The sequence below is a fragment of the Gilliamella sp. W8123 genome, assembly GCF_016101085.1.
Lineage (GTDB): Bacteria > Pseudomonadota > Gammaproteobacteria > Enterobacterales > Orbaceae > Gilliamella > Gilliamella apis.
In genome coordinates this window covers 255,272-273,626 of record NZ_JACFRE010000001.1, presented here as the reverse complement: position 1 = coordinate 273,626, position 18,355 = coordinate 255,272, and the positions used below count along the sequence as shown (strand labels likewise).

Annotated in this window: 16 protein-coding genes; 10 read left to right on the top strand and 6 right to left on the bottom strand. The window is 34.9% G+C overall.

What is annotated here, in order from left to right:
- Positions 1–246: 246 nt before the first annotated feature.
- Both H3T56_RS01235 and H3T56_RS01230 read right to left on the bottom strand, forming a co-directional pair.
- Complete coding sequence (locus H3T56_RS01235; RefSeq protein ID WP_165755094.1) at positions 247–1,047, bottom strand: YdgH/BhsA/McbA-like domain containing protein; 801 nt, start codon at positions 1,045–1,047, stop codon at positions 247–249.
- Positions 1,048–1,346: 299 nt separating this feature from the next.
- Positions 1,347–1,970, bottom strand: a complete 624-nt coding sequence (locus tag H3T56_RS01230) for a CoA pyrophosphatase (RefSeq protein ID WP_198191821.1) — start codon at positions 1,968–1,970, stop codon at positions 1,347–1,349.
- Positions 1,971–2,078: 108 nt separating this feature from the next.
- Between H3T56_RS01230 and H3T56_RS01225 the strand changes: the two genes are divergently transcribed.
- The 10 genes from H3T56_RS01225 (at position 2,079) to purD (ending at position 14,546) form a co-directional block, all read left to right on the top strand.
- Positions 2,079–4,550: a class I adenylate cyclase gene (locus H3T56_RS01225; protein ID WP_086360897.1), complete on the top strand. Its 2,472-nt coding sequence runs from the start codon at positions 2,079–2,081 to the stop codon at positions 4,548–4,550.
- 203 nt (positions 4,551–4,753) lie between these two features.
- Positions 4,754–5,326: an RNA polymerase sigma factor RpoE gene (rpoE, locus tag H3T56_RS01220; protein ID WP_198191820.1), complete on the top strand. Its 573-nt coding sequence runs from the start codon at positions 4,754–4,756 to the stop codon at positions 5,324–5,326.
- A gap of 35 nt (positions 5,327–5,361) precedes the next feature.
- Positions 5,362–5,922 (top strand): RseA family anti-sigma factor, encoded by a 561-nt coding sequence (locus H3T56_RS01215; protein ID WP_065578600.1) that lies wholly within the window; start codon positions 5,362–5,364, stop codon positions 5,920–5,922.
- Between the two features lie 99 nt (positions 5,923–6,021).
- A complete protein-coding gene (locus H3T56_RS01210; protein WP_198191819.1) occupies positions 6,022–6,930 on the top strand; it encodes a MucB/RseB C-terminal domain-containing protein in 909 nt (302 codons plus the stop codon).
- Between the two features lie 127 nt (positions 6,931–7,057).
- Complete coding sequence (gene lepA, locus H3T56_RS01205; RefSeq protein WP_065578602.1) at positions 7,058–8,854, top strand: translation elongation factor 4; 1,797 nt, start codon at positions 7,058–7,060, stop codon at positions 8,852–8,854.
- Between the two features lie 20 nt (positions 8,855–8,874).
- Complete coding sequence (gene lepB / locus H3T56_RS01200) at positions 8,875–9,876, top strand: signal peptidase I (RefSeq protein ID WP_065578603.1); 1,002 nt, start codon at positions 8,875–8,877, stop codon at positions 9,874–9,876.
- Between the two features lie 11 nt (positions 9,877–9,887).
- On the top strand, positions 9,888–10,562 hold the full coding sequence (gene rnc, locus H3T56_RS01195) for a ribonuclease III (protein WP_065578604.1): 675 nt from the start codon (positions 9,888–9,890) through the stop codon (positions 10,560–10,562).
- Positions 10,559–11,464 (top strand): GTPase Era, encoded by a 906-nt coding sequence (era, locus tag H3T56_RS01190; RefSeq protein WP_065578605.1) that lies wholly within the window; start codon positions 10,559–10,561, stop codon positions 11,462–11,464. The genes rnc and era overlap by 4 nt, the downstream gene beginning before the upstream one ends.
- 175 nt (positions 11,465–11,639) lie before the next feature.
- A complete protein-coding gene (purH, locus tag H3T56_RS01185) occupies positions 11,640–13,232 on the top strand; it encodes a bifunctional phosphoribosylaminoimidazolecarboxamide formyltransferase/IMP cyclohydrolase (protein ID WP_198191818.1) in 1,593 nt (530 codons plus the stop codon).
- A gap of 27 nt (positions 13,233–13,259) precedes the next feature.
- Positions 13,260–14,546 carry a phosphoribosylamine--glycine ligase gene (gene purD / locus H3T56_RS01180; RefSeq protein WP_198191817.1) on the top strand — a complete coding sequence of 429 codons (1,287 nt, stop codon included), beginning with the start codon at positions 13,260–13,262 and terminating at the stop codon, positions 14,544–14,546.
- 191 nt (positions 14,547–14,737) lie between these two features.
- On the opposite strand, the gene H3T56_RS01175 is transcribed toward purD, so the two are convergent.
- Genes H3T56_RS01175 through H3T56_RS01160 form a run of 4 tightly spaced genes read right to left on the bottom strand, consistent with a single transcriptional unit; the run spans position 14,738 to position 18,352 of the window.
- Positions 14,738–15,964 carry a beta-ketoacyl-ACP synthase gene (locus H3T56_RS01175; RefSeq protein WP_110453145.1) on the bottom strand — a complete coding sequence of 409 codons (1,227 nt, stop codon included), beginning with the start codon at positions 15,962–15,964 and terminating at the stop codon, positions 14,738–14,740.
- Positions 15,961–16,692 carry a 3-ketoacyl-ACP reductase FabG2 gene (locus H3T56_RS01170; protein WP_198191816.1) on the bottom strand — a complete coding sequence of 244 codons (732 nt, stop codon included), beginning with the start codon at positions 16,690–16,692 and terminating at the stop codon, positions 15,961–15,963. Before H3T56_RS01170 ends, H3T56_RS01175 begins: the two co-directional genes overlap by 4 nt.
- A 5-nt stretch (positions 16,693–16,697) precedes the next feature.
- Positions 16,698–17,171, bottom strand: coding sequence for a 3-hydroxy-fatty acyl-ACP dehydratase (locus tag H3T56_RS01165; RefSeq protein ID WP_198191815.1), 474 nt, complete (start codon positions 17,169–17,171; stop codon positions 16,698–16,700).
- The gene (locus H3T56_RS01160) at positions 17,171–18,352 is read right to left on the bottom strand and encodes a beta-ketoacyl-[acyl-carrier-protein] synthase family protein (RefSeq protein ID WP_198191814.1); all 1,182 of its coding nucleotides are present in this window, start codon (positions 18,350–18,352) and stop codon (positions 17,171–17,173) included. Before H3T56_RS01160 ends, H3T56_RS01165 begins: the two co-directional genes overlap by 1 nt.
- Positions 18,353–18,355: the final 3 nt, after the last annotated feature.

Sequence of the window (18,355 nt, the reverse complement as noted above, 5' to 3'; positions counted from 1 at the left end):
TCAATAACATCATCTTACCTTACCTTTTAATTCTTAAATTTAAATAAAAAAGATATATTTATTGTGTTTAAATTATGCTGATACTTATTACTACAAACTTAAATCGTGAAAAGCTTAATTCTTGGATAAAAATCTTTTTTATGAATTGCATTGTTAGGTAGAGCTTGAAACTAAAAGTTAATTTTTGTAAAAAATCCATGTGTAAAAATATGATATTTAACACATGGATAATTATGTAGTGGATCGTTATTTATATAAATTTACATAAACTGTTTGAGCGGTGCCGGCACGATTGGCAGAGACTTCTTTGACATAATAGAAATGAGCATCATTAGCGATAGCATATTTTTGTGCAGCAGCACTAATTTCGCTAGTATCATTAAATGTGCCATGGAACACAATAGTTTGATAAGGTTTCATCACTTTGAATGCATCACTAGTGATTTCATAAGCATCTTGACCTGCAATGGCTTTAGAGATAATAAAGTCACGGACTGGTGCATCTTTTTTAAATAAAGCAACATCAATTTCCTGCTCATTATTTTTAACATCATCGGCAGTAATTGAATACACATAAAATGCATAAGCATTTTTTTCCGCAGCTATTTTACTTGCTGAATCCATTATTTCAGCGGTATTGTTATAGCTACCTTTGTATTTAACTATTTCAAATGGTAAATAATAAAGTGCTTTAGATCGAGGATAAAGCACAATGCCATTATGGGTAGCTTCATCTTTGCTGACAGCAATTGGCGCATTTGATAAATAAATATCAGCATAAACAGTAGCACGATCGGTTGAAGTACCAGTAGCTGGTTGTTCAATACCAGTGATATGATAATATTTTGCTCCAGCTTCATCAGCAGCTTTAGATATATCATCTGCTGCATTTTGTGCTTGTAAATAGCTACCAGTTACTGAAATTTCTTTATAAGGAATGAGGTTATTACTTTCCTCAGCTGTTAATGGTAATGCCGCATAAATATTGGCAACAGGTAGAGATAATAGTAAAGCTAATGCAATAGATGATTTATTAAAACGTTTCATAATAATGTCCTTCATATTTATGTTATAAAAATTAAAAAACAATTTGTAACGCTTATTTTATGGGGGTATTGCATGAGAGTTTTGAAAAACGAATAACGCTCTCGAAATAAATCTTTTACTAATTCTTTCAGACAGCTAGATAAAACAGGGTAGAAATGATAGAAATGAGAAATAACCGATTAATAGTATATATTAATCAAAATATTTGTGTAGGTACCACTTGGTTTTTTTTGAAAAAATTTTTCTTAAAGCATTTTATGTTAAAGTCAGAACTGAAGCATATTTAATTTAACTGTAATTTATAATTGAGTATTACTTTTGATGGTACTTATAAAACTATTAATAATTTGTGCAGTCAATCCCCAAATAACAAAATTATCATATTGATAAAAATGAACATTATGTTGAGATTTTTGTTGCCAATTTGCGGTTCGATTAGGTACCAATTCAAATGGAAAATTGTCATCAGGCTTGAAACCGACTAACATGTTAGCTTGTTTCGGTGGATGGTTAATAAACCAGTCAAGTGGAACCGTAAAAACAGATTCAACTTCATCTTGATTAAGTAGCAAGTTATCTAAAGATTCAATTTTTGCGACAAATGGATAAATCATCATACCTAACGAAGCAATAAATTTCGGCAATTGCCCCAAAATAGTTATTTGATCAATGGTAATGCCTAATTCTTCAAAGGTTTCACGTTTAGCTGTATATTCAGGGCTATCATCAGTTACTTCAACTCGACCACCAGGAAAACAAATATCCCCGGGTTGCCATTTAAGTTTCTTTGAACGTACTTGAAAAAGTAGGTGTAATTGATTTTTGATAGAGATAATGGGTATTAATACTGCTGCTTTATTAATGGTGTGAAATTGTTTTTTGGTTTTTTTTAAAGATTGTGATATTTTTTCGATTGTGGTCATAATATTTATTTCGTTTTATTTTTAGGTTTACATTCTTTTTACGTTATAATATAAAATTATTGGAGAAATTGTTCGTCAATAGTACATCTGTTTCACCTGAATAATACTATGCAATACGATATTAATAACATAAAAAAAGAACTTGATGATCTTGCTATTCTGAAACATGAGCGAGCTCGAAGTGGAATGCCTTTGGAATTCCAACGAGTTTTTACCTTGTTACCAGTGCTTTTTCATTTTCATCATCCAGATCTTCCCGGTTATCAAAATATAGATACCCCATCAGGTATTGCATACTATCAACCTTCAAATGAGATTATTGAACAACTACAACATTGTTTCAATTTTAACAACGCTACACAGACAAAATATTCTGACATATCTGCACTATATTCAATGGGGAGTACCTGCTCTATAGGACAGGCGGTTACCTCTGATCTTGATATATGGGTTTGTATCGAAAATAATTTATCTACAGTTAAAAAGCAAGCTTTAATAACGAAGTGTCGATTGATTGAAGAGTGGGCTGAGGAACTAGGTGTAAAACTTACATTATTTGTCGTTGATGTCGATCGATTTATCAACCAACATCATGAATGTTTGATGGGTGAAAACTGTGGTTCAGCACAACATATTTTATTGCTGGAAGAGTTCTATCGTTCCGCCAATCTTTTAGCTGGTAAACGACTACTATGGTTTGCAGTTCCAGCTGATTTTACTATTAATGATGTTACTTACCCAACTTATGAAAAATGTGTTCAAGCATTAGTGGTCGCTAATATAATCAAACGTGAAGAATGGATCGATTTTGGACCACTCACTGGATTGTCTGCCGAAGAGTATTTTGGCGCAAGTTTATGGCAACTCTATAAAAGTATTGATTCGCCATTTAAAGCTGTATTAAAAACATTACTACTTGAAGCTTATTCTTCTATCTATCCTGAAAATAGACCAATTGCTTATGAAATGCGCGAGTATATTCAAAAAGGTGAAATTCACGTTCATCATTATCTTGATTCATACTCTATGTTATTAGATCGGATTTCTAATTATCTAATTGAAATTAGAGATTTTCAACGTCTTGAATTGGTAAGGCATTGTTTTTATTTAAAAGTAAATGAAAAATTATCAGATAGTGATCAACCATCGTCATGGCGTCGTAAAATATTAAATGAATTAGTACAACAATGGGGATGGAAGCATAAGTTATTGGTAAAATTGGACGCCAGTAAAACATGGAAAATAGAACAAGTACGTGAAATACACGAAATATTGCTCCATACCATGATGACAGGTTATCGTAATTTACTCAATTTTGGTCGTCGTAATAACTTAGATTCACTTATTAGTCCACAAGACTTGGCTATACTGACTCGTAAATTATATGCCTCTTTTGAAGTTCTACCGGGTAAAATTTCAACATTAAAACTTAATATTTCGGATAATCTGCAAGAAGATGTATTAACTTTTATCCATGTCAAAGAAGATCGTATCAATCGAGCCGGTTGGTATGTTTACAATCAAACACCTAAACTAAATTCTATTATTGGTCACCAATACTTAGAATATAGTAAATACTTGGTTAAATTAGTTGGTTGGTGTTACTTTAATGGTTTAATTTCTGATTCAACCAATTTTTATTATTACGATGGTGATGAGCGAGATAATCAAAAAATAACCAAGCTCATCGAAGATCTGAAAAATTATTTTCCGATAGATGTACCTACCGCAACGGAGGAACAGTTATATGGGCCTTGCGAAATACGCCATTTGGCGATTATCTTGAATTTAGAAGATGATCCAACTATTAATTTAGAACTTGAGGATGAAATTAGTACTAATGTTTTAAATTATGGCAAGCAAGAGGTAAGTTTAGTTGGTTCTATAGATTTACTTTATCGTAACTCATGGAATGAAATTCGGGTATTACATTTTAGTGGTTCTTTATGTGTGCTGGAAGCCATAAAAGCGTTACTTAATCGTATGCATAAAGATGCTGATTTACCTAATTCGGTCGAAATTTTTTGTTATAGTAAACATCTTAGTCATGAAGTCTGTAAACAAATGAAAAAACTGATGGATGACTGTGTTGATTTACGATTGACGACTACTAAAAATAACTTAACCCAAGTCAAACCACTTAGAATAGATGGTGCTTCATGGTATCTATTTTTTGAACGATTTGGCGTTTCATTTCATCAATTCGAAAATGCTATTGATTTTTATGGAGCGGTATCGAATAATAAAGTTCAAGGTAGGCCGTTAAATATCTTAGATGAAAGTAATGAATTACCTAAAGAGATAGATAGCGTCGCTTATGAAGGTATTATTCAATTCTTCTTTGAAGATACCACTACAGGATTTGATTTATATATTTTAAATGAACATAATCAAATAGAAATATACCGTAATTGTAATGGTACTAAAGAAAATATGGTTAAAGATATCAATGATTTTTATGTATTATCTGATGACCGTTTTACTTTCACTACCAGTAGTTCAGTTAATTTTAATTTACCGCAATTTTATCAAATCACATATAACGATGCGGGCGAGCGCGAAATCTTCTTATTGAATTAATTATCTAAAAAATTTTTTATCTAAAAATTTAATAAAATCATTGTCTTTTAGTATATAAATAATTAAAAATGAAAATGATTGATTAAAAAAATGAAATTTCTATTAAAATAATGGGAACTTTTTTTAAATTTACGAATCTAACTGTTAGAGTGCACAGTTTTGGGCCAACTAATAGTTATTAACATAATGAGGAATGGCCTTTAATGGGGGAGCAAATAACAGACCAAGTTTTAGTTGATCGCGTTTTAAACGGAGATAAAAATGCGTTTAATTTACTTGTCGTTCGTTATCAAAATAAGCTAGCTCATTTGGTATCACGTTATGTTTTACCTTCTGAGGTCCCTGATGTTGTGCAAGAAACCTTTATCAAAGCTTATCGTTCGTTAAGCTCTTTTAAAGGGGAAAGTATTTTTTATACTTGGTTGTACCGAATTGCGGTTAATACAGCAAAAAATTATTTAATTTCGCAAGGTCGACGACCGCCATCTTCGGATATTGATGCTAGTGAAGCTGAAAGTTACGAAGGTGCCGACTCATTGAGAGATGTCGATAACCCAGAAAGTTTAGTTCTTTCTAAAGAAGTTGAAAAAGTTGTATTTGAAGCAATTGAAGCATTAACTGATGATTTGAGAACTGCTATCACATTACGTGAAATTGACGGTCTAAGTTATGAGGAAATTGCCGAAATTATGGGAACACCGGTTGGAACAGTTAGATCACGTATTTTTAGAGCTCGTGATGCTATTGATGAAAAAATTAAACCTTTAATTGGTTAAATAAATTAAGTAGCAAGAAATTTAAGGTATCTACTATGCAAATAGAACAGAAACAGCAACTTTCATTATTAATGGACGGTGAGTTAACTGATCAACACTTTGTTGAGATGGTTAGCCATGATGAAAGTTTGCAATCCTGCTGGCATCGTTATCATATTGCAAGAGACGCAATGCGAGGAGAATTGCACGGTAGTTCATTAACATTAGATATTACCAATCAAGTTGCTATGGCGATTGCTGATGATGACTTATATCCACAATTAACTGAGCAGCCATCCCAAAGTGAAATTTCAATTCCAAAAGCCGAAAATTTATTCTGGATTCGAATGAAAGATATTATGGCTAAAGTTAGTCAAATTGGATTAGCTGCTTGTGTTACCTTAGCTATTATTGCTGGAGTCCAATATCATCAAGGTCAATCAGATGATGTTAGTGGTGCGCCTACGCTAAATACTATCCCTATGGGGGTAAACGTTGCGCCTGTTGGTGGTATACAACAACATAATGATCAGCAACTTCTTGAAAAAAGACAATATGATAAGATTAGGTTGTTGGTTCAAGATTATGAATTACAAAAAAGGTTAAATGCCCGTTAACTAAAAATGAATTTTCTTTATTCTTTGATAAAATTTATGTTAAAACAGAGTAATAATTTTTTTATTACTCTGTTTTTTATATTTTTTTCCGCATCTGTTATGGCGGAAGAAACGCATGATGCTTTGAGTTTACTCAATAAAATGACCAAAGCTGTGCAGACGCGTGACTATCAAATTCATTTTATTGCGCAAGATAAAGATCAATATGCAACTACCTTTGAATATAATCATTTAGGTGCTGACAAAAAAGAAAATATCAATGCTCAACTGCTTTATCTTGAAGGTCCAGCTAAAGAGATAATTTTACATAATAATACCACTAGTTATTTTCAACCTGATAGTCCTTCTTTTTCGATTTCAAGTTCCCGCATTACAGAGGCTTTTCCTGACGTTATTTATAATGATTTTAATTCATTAGCTAATATTTATGACTTTATTTTATTAGGTAAGACTAGAACGGCTAATCGAGGTGCTCAATTAGTCAAAGTCATTGCTAAAGATAAAGATCGTTATAGTTATGTTATATGGATCGATGATGAAAATTTTTTACCACTACGCATTGATTTGTTAGATGAAGATAATGATATTATTAATCAATTAAAAGTGGTTGATCTTGATAGAGATTTTGATGCAAAAAAATTTAAAAATTATATTGATAATCGAACCTATCCAATTTTATTATCAATTGATAAACAGAATAATCTTCTTGATGCTTGGCGTTTAGCATGGTTACCTAAAGGGTTTAAAGAGATTGCTGCTTATAATGTTAACTTTTATAGTTCTGATATAGCGACTAAGCTGTTTTCTGATGGTGTATTTTCATTTACTGTAAATGTTTCTTTAGAGCAGGCCAGTCAATTAAATCAAATTATTCAGCAAGGTGGCCGAACGATTTTCTCAACTAACATGGGTAATAAAAATATCATAATTATTGGTAATTTACCTCAAGTAACAATAGAAAAAATTGCACAAAATATTGTTGAGAAATCACAGGAAAACTCTCGATAACACTATGCTTACTCACTATTAATGTGTAGAATGTCTGCTTTCAAATTCGTGATTATTTGACTTGTTATTTATAGCCGATAACATTAATGATAATTAACAGTACATAACTAAAATATAACTTATTGATATGAATAAAAATATCCGCAATTTTTCAATTATTGCTCATATTGACCATGGTAAATCAACGCTTTCTGATCGTATTATCCAAATTTGTGGTGGACTTTCTGATCGCGAAATGGAAGCTCAAGTTCTAGACTCGATGGATTTGGAACGTGAACGAGGGATTACGATTAAAGCTCAAAGTGTTACTTTAGATTTTCATGCTAAAGATGGCCAAACATATCAGCTGAATTTTATTGATACTCCTGGGCATGTTGACTTCTCTTATGAAGTATCACGTTCGTTAGCAGCATGTGAAGGAGCATTATTGGTAGTCGATGCTGGACAAGGTGTTGAAGCGCAAACACTTGCCAATTGTTATACGGCACTTGATATGGATCTAGAAGTTGTACCAGTACTTAATAAAATCGATTTACCTGCGGCTGAACCTGAACGAGTGGCAGAAGAGATTGAAGACATTGTTGGTATAGATGCCAGCAATGCAGTCAGATGTTCAGCTAAAACCGGTGTTGGCGTGGTTGATGTACTTGAACAACTTGTTCATGATATTCCTGCTCCCGAAGGTGATTCCAATGCACCATTACAAGCGCTAATTATTGACTCATGGTTTGATAACTACCTAGGTGTTGTATCACTAATTCGTATTAAAAATGGTGAACTGCGCAAAGGTGAGAAAATCAAAGTTATGAGTACCGGAATGACTTATAATGTTGATCGTTTAGGTATCTTTACACCAAAACAAGTTGATAAAGACTGTTTACATTGCGGTGAAGTAGGTTGGGTGGTGTGTGCTATTAAAGATATTTTAGGTGCACCAGTCGGTGATACCTTAACATCAGCTAGAGCACCTGCTGAGAAAGCATTACCGGGTTTTAAGAAAGTAAAACCACAAGTCTATGCAGGTTTATTTCCAACTAGCTCAGATGATTACGAAGCATTTCGTGATGCATTAGGTAAATTAAGTCTTAATGATGCTTCACTTTTTTATGAGCCAGAAAATTCAGGCGCATTAGGATTTGGTTTCCGTTGCGGTTTCCTTGGCTTGTTGCATATGGAAATCATTCAAGAACGGTTAGAACGCGAATATAACCTTGATCTTATTACTACAGCTCCAACGGTAGTTTATGAGGTTTTAACTACTCAAAATGAGATCATTTATGTTGATAGCCCTGCTAAACTACCGGCCGTAAACAATATTCAAGAACTACGTGAGCCGATAGCTGAATGTAACATTTTAGTACCACAAACTTACTTAGGTAATGTAATAACATTATGTGCTGAAAAACGTGGTGTACAAGTTAATATGGTTTATCATGGCAATCAAGTTGCATTAACTTATGAAATACCAATGACCGAAGTTGTATTGGATTTCTTTGATAAACTTAAATCGACTTCACGTGGCTATGCATCTTTAGATTATAGTTTTAAGCGTTTCCAAGTTGCTGATATGGTAAGACTTGATGTATTAATCAATGGTGAACGAGTTGATGCATTAGCGCTTATCACGCACAAAGATAATGCACCTTACCGTGGCCGAGAACTAGTGGAAAAGATGAAAGATCTTATCCCTCGTCAACAGTTTGATATAGCAATTCAAGCGGCAATTGGTAATCATGTAATAGCACGTTCTACAGTAAAACAATTACGTAAAAACGTATTAGCCAAATGTTATGGCGGTGACGTTAGTCGTAAAAAGAAACTTTTACAGAAGCAAAAAGAGGGTAAAAAACGTATGAAGCAAGTAGGTAATGTTGAACTACCTCAAGAAGCGTTTTTAGCAATTTTGCATGTAGGAAAAGATTAATCAGTTAAAGAGGAAAACAAATGGCTGGAACATTTGCCATCATATTAACATTAGCAACTTTTATTACCGCTATCTTCTGGTTTTTAGAAAAATTTAGATGGAAACCAGCTAGACAACGTAAAGTAGAAGAAGTGCGTAAAGCCCATAATGGTGAGGTTGATGGGCGAGTCCTTGCTGAGGTTGGAAAACCAAAAGGTTGGGTTGAAAGCTTAGCATCTTTTTTTCCGGTTTTGTTCGTGGTTTTTGTTATTCGTTCATTTATCTATGAACCCTTTCAGATTCCTTCAGGATCGATGATGCAAACTTTATTAATTGGTGATTTTATTGCGGTTGAAAAATTTTCTTATGGCTTAAAAAATCCAATTAACAATAAAGTACTAATTGCTACAGGAAAACCCCAAAGAGGGGATGTTGCTGTATTTAAGCATCCTAACATACCGCAAATGGATCTAATTAAACGTGTGGTTGGTTTACCTGGTGATAAGATTGTTTATCTGGTTAATGAAAAGAAAATAGTTATTTATCCTGCTTGTCAAACAACGGATAGTAATTGTGTTGGTCAACGATCTGAGCCATTAGATTTGCACTATACTCAACCACAGCCAAGCAATTGGAAACAAGTACACGAAAAAGATAAATCTAACCCAAGTTTTTATACCTTGGAACAATATAAGGACAAAGGTATTGTTGATTCTCAATCCATAAGAACGTTTGATATAAAAATTCAACAAGAAACGTTGGGTAACAAGTCGCATGATATTTTAACCACGTCAGGAATAGAGGAAGATCCGAGTTATTATTATCATCAAAAAGGTCAACCTGTTGCTACTTGGGTAGTACCACAAGGTAATTACTTTATGATGGGCGATAATCGTGATAATAGTGGTGATAGCCGATATTTTGGTTTTGTTCCCGAAGAAAACTTTGTTGGTCGTGCAACCGCTATTTGGATTAGCTTTGAAAAACAACCTGATGAATGGCCTACAGGAATTCGATTCAGCCGTATCGGTGGGCTCCATTAACTGTGATAACTATGAAAAATTTGAATCAAATACAACAATCGATTGGTTATCAGTTTAAAGATACATCTTTACTACAACTCGCACTGACTCATCGCAGTGCGAATAAAATGCACAATGAGCGGCTAGAGTTTTTAGGTGATTCAATCCTTAGTTTTGTTATTGCTGATGAGCTTTATCATCGATTTAGTAAGCAAGATGAAGGTGATCTTAGCCAAATGAGAGCAAGTTTAGTTTGTGGTCAAACTCTTGCTGAAATGGGCAAAGAGTTTAAATTAGGTGATTATCTTATTTTAGGTCAAGGCGAATTAAAAAGTGGTGGTTATCGCCGTGAGTCGATTATTTCTGATGCCGTGGAAGCTATCATCGGTGCTGTTTATTTAGATAGCGATATTGAAAATATTCGTCAGTTAATTTTAGCTTGGTATACAACTCGTTTAAATGAAATTAAACCCGGCATTAAGCAAAAAGATGCTAAAACACGATTACAGGAATATTTGCAAGGTATTCGACATGAACGACCATGCTATTTAATTCTTGAAGTTACTGGTGATAATCATGAGCAAGAGTTTCTCATTCAATGTAAAATTGACAATGATGATCATCAATATTTAGGACGAGGTTTAAGCCGTCGTAAGGCTGAACAAGCCGCAGCTCAAGAAGCACTAAACCAATTAGGTATAAAATGACAGAATCAAAACAACATTGTGGATTTGTTGCCATCGTCGGTAGACCGAATGTCGGCAAATCAACTTTATTAAATCAACTACTTGGCCAAAAAGTATCAATCACTTCACGCAAGGCACAAACTACACGCCACCGTATTGTAGGTATTGATACTCAAGGTGATGATCAGATTATCTATATTGATACTCCCGGTCTTCATATTGAAGAAAAAAGAGCAATTAACCGTTTAATGAATCGTGCAGCTAGCAGTTCAATTGGCGATGTTGAATTGGTTATCTTTGTTGTTGAAGGTACACACTGGACTGATGATGATGAAATGGTTGCAGGCAAACTTAAAGATTGTAAAGCGCCTGTATTACTGGTGATTAATAAAATTGATAATGTGACAGATAAAACCGAGCTATTGCCTCATATTCAAGAAATCAGCCAAAAAATCAAATTCTTGGATGTTGTGCCCATTAGTGCTGAAAAAGGTGAAGGCGTTGATATCATCAAAGACATTGTAAAAAAACATTTACCTGTTGGTGAACATCATTTCCCCGAAGATTATATTACTGATCGTTCTCAACGGTTTATGGCTTCAGAAATCATCCGTGAAAAACTAATGCGCTTTTTAGGTGATGAACTACCTTATTCTGTCACGGTTGAAATAGAACAATTTAAAGTCGATGAACGTACCGGCATGTACCGTATCAATGGGTTAATTTTGGTTGAACGTGATGGTCAAAAGAAAATGGTCATTGGTAATAAAGGTGAAAAAATCAAAAAAATTGGCATAGAAGCACGTAAAGATATGCAATTATTTTTTGATAATAAAGTTCATTTAGAATTATGGGTAAAAGTTAAAGCTGGCTGGGCTGATGATGAGCGAGCTCTTCGAAGCTTAGGCTATAGTGACGATTAATCCAAATCCTTTTGTATAAATATCAGGCAAAGATTTTGCCTGATGATTACTTTCTAATTTATCAACTCCTGTTCCGATTTATTTTTCAAAAGTTAATGCTAAACATCTACTCTGGTTTTATATATAATAGCCTTTCACTGACTTGGATTTAGAATTTTAATTTCGGAGCTTTTTCATGCAGCAGTTTCGTCCTATCCGTCGTGCTCTACTTAGTGTTTCTGATAAAACAGGAATTATTGAATTTGCCAAAGCTTTATCAGATCGTAATGTAGAACTCCTTTCCACTGGTGGTACCGCCAAACTATTAATCGACAACCATATTCCTGTTACTGAAGTATCTAATTATACAGGTTTTCCTGAAATGATGGATGGTCGAGTTAAAACCTTACATCCTAAAATACATGGTGGTATTTTAGGCCGTCGAGGTGTTGATGATGACGTTATGCAACAACATAAGATCGACCCAATTGATATGGTCGTTGTGAACTTATACCCTTTTGCAAAAACTGTTGCTGATCCAAACTGTAGTTTAGAAGATGCGATAGAAAATATCGATATTGGTGGGCCAACTATGGTACGTTCTGCCGCCAAAAATAATAAAGATGTTGCGATTGTGGTTGATTGTCAGGACTATAACACAATCATTGATATGTTGGATAACCAACAAAATTGCCTTTCTTTTAAATATCGTTTTAGTCTAGCAATAAAAGCTTTTGAACATACTGCTCAATATGACGGTATGATTGCTAACTATTTTGGTAAACTTGTCCCACCATATTATGGCGATACTGATAAGCCTGCTGGAGAGTTTCCTCGAACTTTAAATCTACAGTTTATTAAAAAACAAGATATGCGATATGGTGAAAATGCTCATCAACAAGCTGCATTTTATGTTGAAGAACAGCTTGAGCAAGCCTCTATTGCAACTGCTAAACAGTTACAAGGTAAGGAATTATCTTATAATAATATTGCCGATACTGATGCCGCATTGGAATGTGTAAAATCCTTTGATGAACCTGCTTGCGTAATTGTTAAACACGCCAATCCATGTGGTGTTGCAGTGAGTGATAATATTTTAACTGCATATTTAAATGCTTTTAAAACTGACCCAACCTCTGCATTTGGTGGCATTATTGCTTTTAATCGACCTTTAGATGCTAAGACCGCTCAAACTATTGTCGATAAACAATTTGTTGAAGTGATTATTGCACCTTCAATTGACCAAGATGCTTTAGCTATCACACAAACTAAAAAGAATGTTCGTGTACTTGAATGTGGTAGTTGGTCAAATAATTCTACAACTAGTTTAGATTTTAAACGTGTTAATGGTGGGGTTCTTGTACAAGAAAGAGATTTAGGTATGGTTACTAAAGATCAGTTAAAAGTTGTTACCAAACGTCAACCAACTGAAAAAGAACTATCCGATGCACTATTTTGCTGGAAGGTAGCAAAATTTGTTAAATCTAACGCCATTGTTTATGCCAAAGATAATATGACAATTGGTATTGGTGCAGGGCAAATGAGCCGTGTTTATTCAGCGAAAATTGCCGGTATTAAAGCAAAAGATGAGAACCTAGAAGTTGCTGGTTCAGTAGTTGCTTCTGATGCATTCTTTCCATTTAGAGATGGCGTAGATGCAGCCGCTGCGGTGGGCGTTACTTGCGTTATTCAACCGGGTGGATCGATTCGTGATGATGAAGTGATTCAAGCCGCAAACGAGCATAATATTGCGATGATTTTTACCAATATGCGTCATTTTAGGCATTAATCTTTAAAAGTATTGAAAGGACCTTGTATGAAAGTTTTAGTTATCGGTAATGGTGGGCGTGAACATGCCTTAGCATGGAAAGCAGCACAATCACCATTAGTGACCAAAGTATTTGTTGCGCCGGGTAATGCAGGTACCGCACTTGAAGCAGATTTAGAAAACATCAATATAAAAGCAACCGACATTGCCGGACTATTAAATTTTGCACAGGAGCAACAAATAGACTTAACCATAGTCGGACCAGAAGCGCCATTAGTAATCGGTATTGTTGACAGTTTTCAAAAAGCTGGATTGAAAATTTTTGGCCCATCTAAAGCTGCTGCACAGTTAGAGGGATCAAAAGCTTTTACTAAAGATTTCTTAGCTCGTCACAATATCCCAACGGCTGAATACCAGAATTTTACCGAGATTGAGCCTGCTATTGCATATATTCGCCAAAAAGGTGCACCAATTGTAATAAAAGCCGATGGGTTAGCTGCTGGCAAAGGCGTAATTGTCGCTATGACGCTAAAAGAGGCTGAAGATGCTGTACATGATATGTTGGCTGGTAATGCTTTTGGTGATGCCGGTCATCGAGTTGTCATTGAAGAGTTTCTTGATGGTGAGGAAGCCAGTTTTATTGTTATGGTCGATGGTGAACATGTTGAACCAATGGCAACCAGTCAAGATCATAAACGAGTGGGGGATGGTGATACAGGTCTTAATACTGGTGGAATGGGTGCATATTCACCAGCGCCAGTGGTAACTGATGATGTATTTACTAAAGTGATGGAACAAATCATCTATCCAACAGTTAATGGCATGGCGCAGGAAGGTAATGTATATGTTGGTTTCCTTTATGCCGGTTTAATGATTGATAAACAAGGTAATCCAAAAGTTATTGAATTTAACTGTCGATTTGGTGATCCTGAAACTCAACCTATCATGATGCGAATGCAATCTGATCTAGTTGAACTCTGTTTAGCTGCTGTAGAGGGTAAATTAAACACAGTTAAATCACAATGGGATCCAAGACCTGCTTTAGGGGTAGTTCTTGCTGCAGGTGGATATCCTGGTGATTACAATACTAAAGATGTCATTTTAGGCTTATCTTCTGAAACTAATCAAAATTGTAAAATCTTTCATGCCGGAACTAGCTTAGAAAATGGACAAGTATATACTAATGGTGGGCGAGTTCTTTGTGTCACTGCATTAGGTAACTCGGTATCAGATGCTCAACAATATGCCTATGAACAACTTAAAAATATCTATTGGCATGGTTGTTACTATCGTCATGATATTGGTTACCGAGCTATTGAAAGAGAAAAAAAATAGTTAGAAGACTAATGAATAAAATAGCGCTGTATAGCGCTATTTTTTTATCTGTTAATAAGAAGTTAAAAAAGTTGAGGAGAGGGGTTTTTAACCCAAAAAGTTAAGTATAGTTTCTTCATGGCACTGATAGAGCCCCAAAAACTTTTCCTAAAAAATATTTTGGGGATATTGTGAGTGAATGTATAAATAAACTATATTCTTTTGATAACAATTGAGGTATTAATACCACCAAAAGCAAAATTATTAGTTTGAAAGTATTCGATATCTAAATTTCGCCCAGCCCCGACAATATAATCAAGATCTCCGCATTGCGGATCCACATGATTTAAGTTGATAGTTGGGTTAAACCAACCTGAATGCATCATTTCTAATGTTAACCATGCTTCTATTGCACCACAAGCACCAAGGGTATGACCAAAATAACTTTTTAATGATGATATTGGTGTTTTATTACCATAAATATTTGCAACTGCGTTACTTTCAGCTACATCTCCTCGTGCGGTGGCAGTGCCGTGTGCACTAATGTAACCAATTTGGTTGGCATCTAATCCTGCATCTTTTAATGATTGTTCGATACAATACTGGATTGTTTCTTGTCTTGGCTGAGTAATATGACTGGCGTCACAGTTAGTTTTGAAGCCAATAATTTCACCATAAATTTTCGCTCCGCGAGCTTTGGCATGTTCATATTCTTCCAAAACTAATGCTCCTGCACCTTCACCAATAACTAAACCATCGCGATCGCGATCATACGGCCGTGGTGATAGTTTAGGCGTGTCGTTAAGTTGACTAGTAGCAAATAGAGTATCAAAGACTGCTGCTTCCGATGGACATAATTCTTCGGCACCACCAGCTACCATTATTTTTTGCATACCGTATTTTATTGCCTCGTAAGCATAGCCAATCGCTTGGCTGCCAGATGTACAAGCACTTGATGTTGTGATCAATCTACCTTTCAAACCAAAAAATAAGCCAGTATTAACAGCAGTAGTATGCGGCATCATTTGAATATAGGTTGTTGCAGTGATGTTATTGGTATGTTTTTCATTTAACATAGTTGCAAATGATGCAACTGGTTGAGTACTACCTGTTGATGATCCAAATGCGATGCCAGTATTACCATTAGTGAGTTCGGGGTCATCTAACAATCCTGCTTTTTCTAAGGCAATTTCAGTTGCCTTGGTTGAGAGTAGAGAAACTCTGCCCATAGAACGGGTTTTTTTTCTTGTATAGTGTTCAGGCAATACAAAATTATCAATAGGAGCACCAAGCTTGGTATGTAATCCGTCATAGATTTCCCATTCAGGCATGTATCGAACAGCATTGTCTAATTGTTTTAATTTGTGTTCAATTTCGGTCCATTCGCAACCAAATGCAGTAATGCCACCAACTCCTGTTATGACTACTCGTTTTGTCATACCATTCCTCCATTTATTGAAATGACTTGCCGTGTTATATACCCAGCATTGTCTGACATTAAATAACTTGCAAGTCCTGCAACTTCGTCAACGTGACCCATTCTTTTCAGTGGAATCATGTTCATTGCTTCTTTTAAAGCTATTGGTTCCATATCCAATATCCCTGTATCAATTAAACCTGGTGCAATGCAATTAACAGTAATTTTTCGTTTAGCTAGTTCAAGGGCTAACGCTTTGGTTGCACCAATTACACCTGCTTTGGCAGCACTGTAATTAACTTGCCCTCGATTGCCAACGATACCTGAAACTGATGATATAACAATAATTCTTCCTCCATCACGTAATCCAATCATGGGCATAATACATGGGTGTAAAACATTGTAAAAACTATTAAGATCGGTATGAATTACCGATTTCCAATCATCTTGAGTTAGAGCAGGAAAAGCTCCATCTCGAATAATTCCAGCATTATTCACAACACCGTAATAAGCACCATGCAGTTCAATATCGGCTTCAATTACTTGTTGGCATTGTTCTGTGTTGCTGATATCAAATTGTATGAGTCTGCTTTTTTGACCTGTTTGTTCGATGAATTTTTGCGTTTCAAGCGCACCTTGTTCATCACTATGGTAGTGTATAACAATATCAAAACCATCTAATGATAATTTGCAAGCAATTGCTTTACCAATTCCTTTACTTGCTCCAGTGACAAGTATTGTTCGATTCATTATCCTTATCCTCCTAGTCGCTGGGAACCAAAAAGTTGAGCCAATTCGCTTTGATCGGGTTCATAAACATTTAGTTTGCCAGATGCAACACATTGTTGATTGATAGTAATGTGGCAATCAAAATTAGCCAATTTTGCATCAAAAAGAACTAAATTGGCGGTTATTATTAATTCACTATTAAGAGCAAATGCTGGTAATGTGGTTTTTATTGCTCTGCCACCTAGTAACATACCCAATTGTGGTGAGTGATTTTTTTTTGTGTCATGATATCCATTCCAAACACCAATGGTTTGGGCCATTAATTCGATAGCAAAAAAGTTGGGTAGTTGATCATCATCATTTAAAAATGGGGAGAGCATGCCATCTTTAGTCACTTTCACACTACAGATACTTTGTTTATCGTCAACTAAATGAACTTTATCGATCATGATCATTGGCGTTTTGTGTGGTAAATAGAAACTTGCTGATTGATATTGCATTATACTTTTCCAATAATAAGTGATGAATTATTGCCACCAAAAGCAAAAGAGTTTGACATTATAATTGGTGTTTGTAGCATCATTTTTTCTGTAACTATATTGATTTTATCTAGATTCATGTCATAGGGTGATATCGAAAAATCTTGCTGTGGTAAATAAATATTTTGGTTAAGTAACAAATAGCCTATGGCCAATTCAGTAATTGCTGCACTACCTAATGTATGCCCAGTTAGATGTTTAGTTGAACTGCAATAAGGCAAGTTTTGATTAAATAAACGATAAACCGCCTTACTTTCAGCTAGGTCATTAAGAATTGTTGCTGTGCCATGTAAATTGAGATAGCCAATTTGATCTGGTGTTAAGTTAGCATTGTGTAATGCCATTTCCATTGCAGCTTGTGCTCCAAATCCTTCCGGATGAGGGGATGAAATATGATAAGCATCCGAGGATTCTCCAGTGCCTAATAGTACAATATCGCTCGATTCTTCTTTGGTTAATAAGATTATGCCACTAGCTTCACCAATGTTTATGCCGTTGCGATCTTGAGCGAAAGGCATGCAAGGGTTATCTGATAGTGCTTCAAGTGCATTAAAGCCATTAAGTGGCATTCTGCTTAAGCTGTCAGCACCTCCAACAATCGCTGCATCAACTAAACCTAATTCAATCAATCGTTGTCCACTCATTACAGCTTTAGCACTAGATGTACAAGCGGTTGAAATGCTGTAACTAGGACCTTTTAAATTTAGTAGTTCTGTTAAAAATCTAGATGGATCCCCTAATTCTTGTTGATGGTAATGAAAATTTGGCTGACAATGCTGTGTTTTTAGATAGTGCTTAATATTGTTGTCACCTTCATGTATTCCCGAAGTACTTGTACCCATTATGACCGCTATTCGTTTGGCACCATATTTTTCGATAGCTTGTTGTATCGGTTGATTAATTTGCAAATATGCCGCATAGAGTAATTGATTATTTCTTGTTGAATATTGCACTAGATGCTCAGGAATAGAGGGTAAATCATCAGTAACTTTCCCTAACCAAGTTTTTTGGCCATTCAATAACCATCCTTCTTCTTTTGTTAAGCAATGTTTAGCACAATAATTTTTTAATAAATTATTAGCGATTTGTTGTTTATTGTTTCCTAAAGTGTTTATAGCGCCAAGCGCAGCAATATAAATCATCTA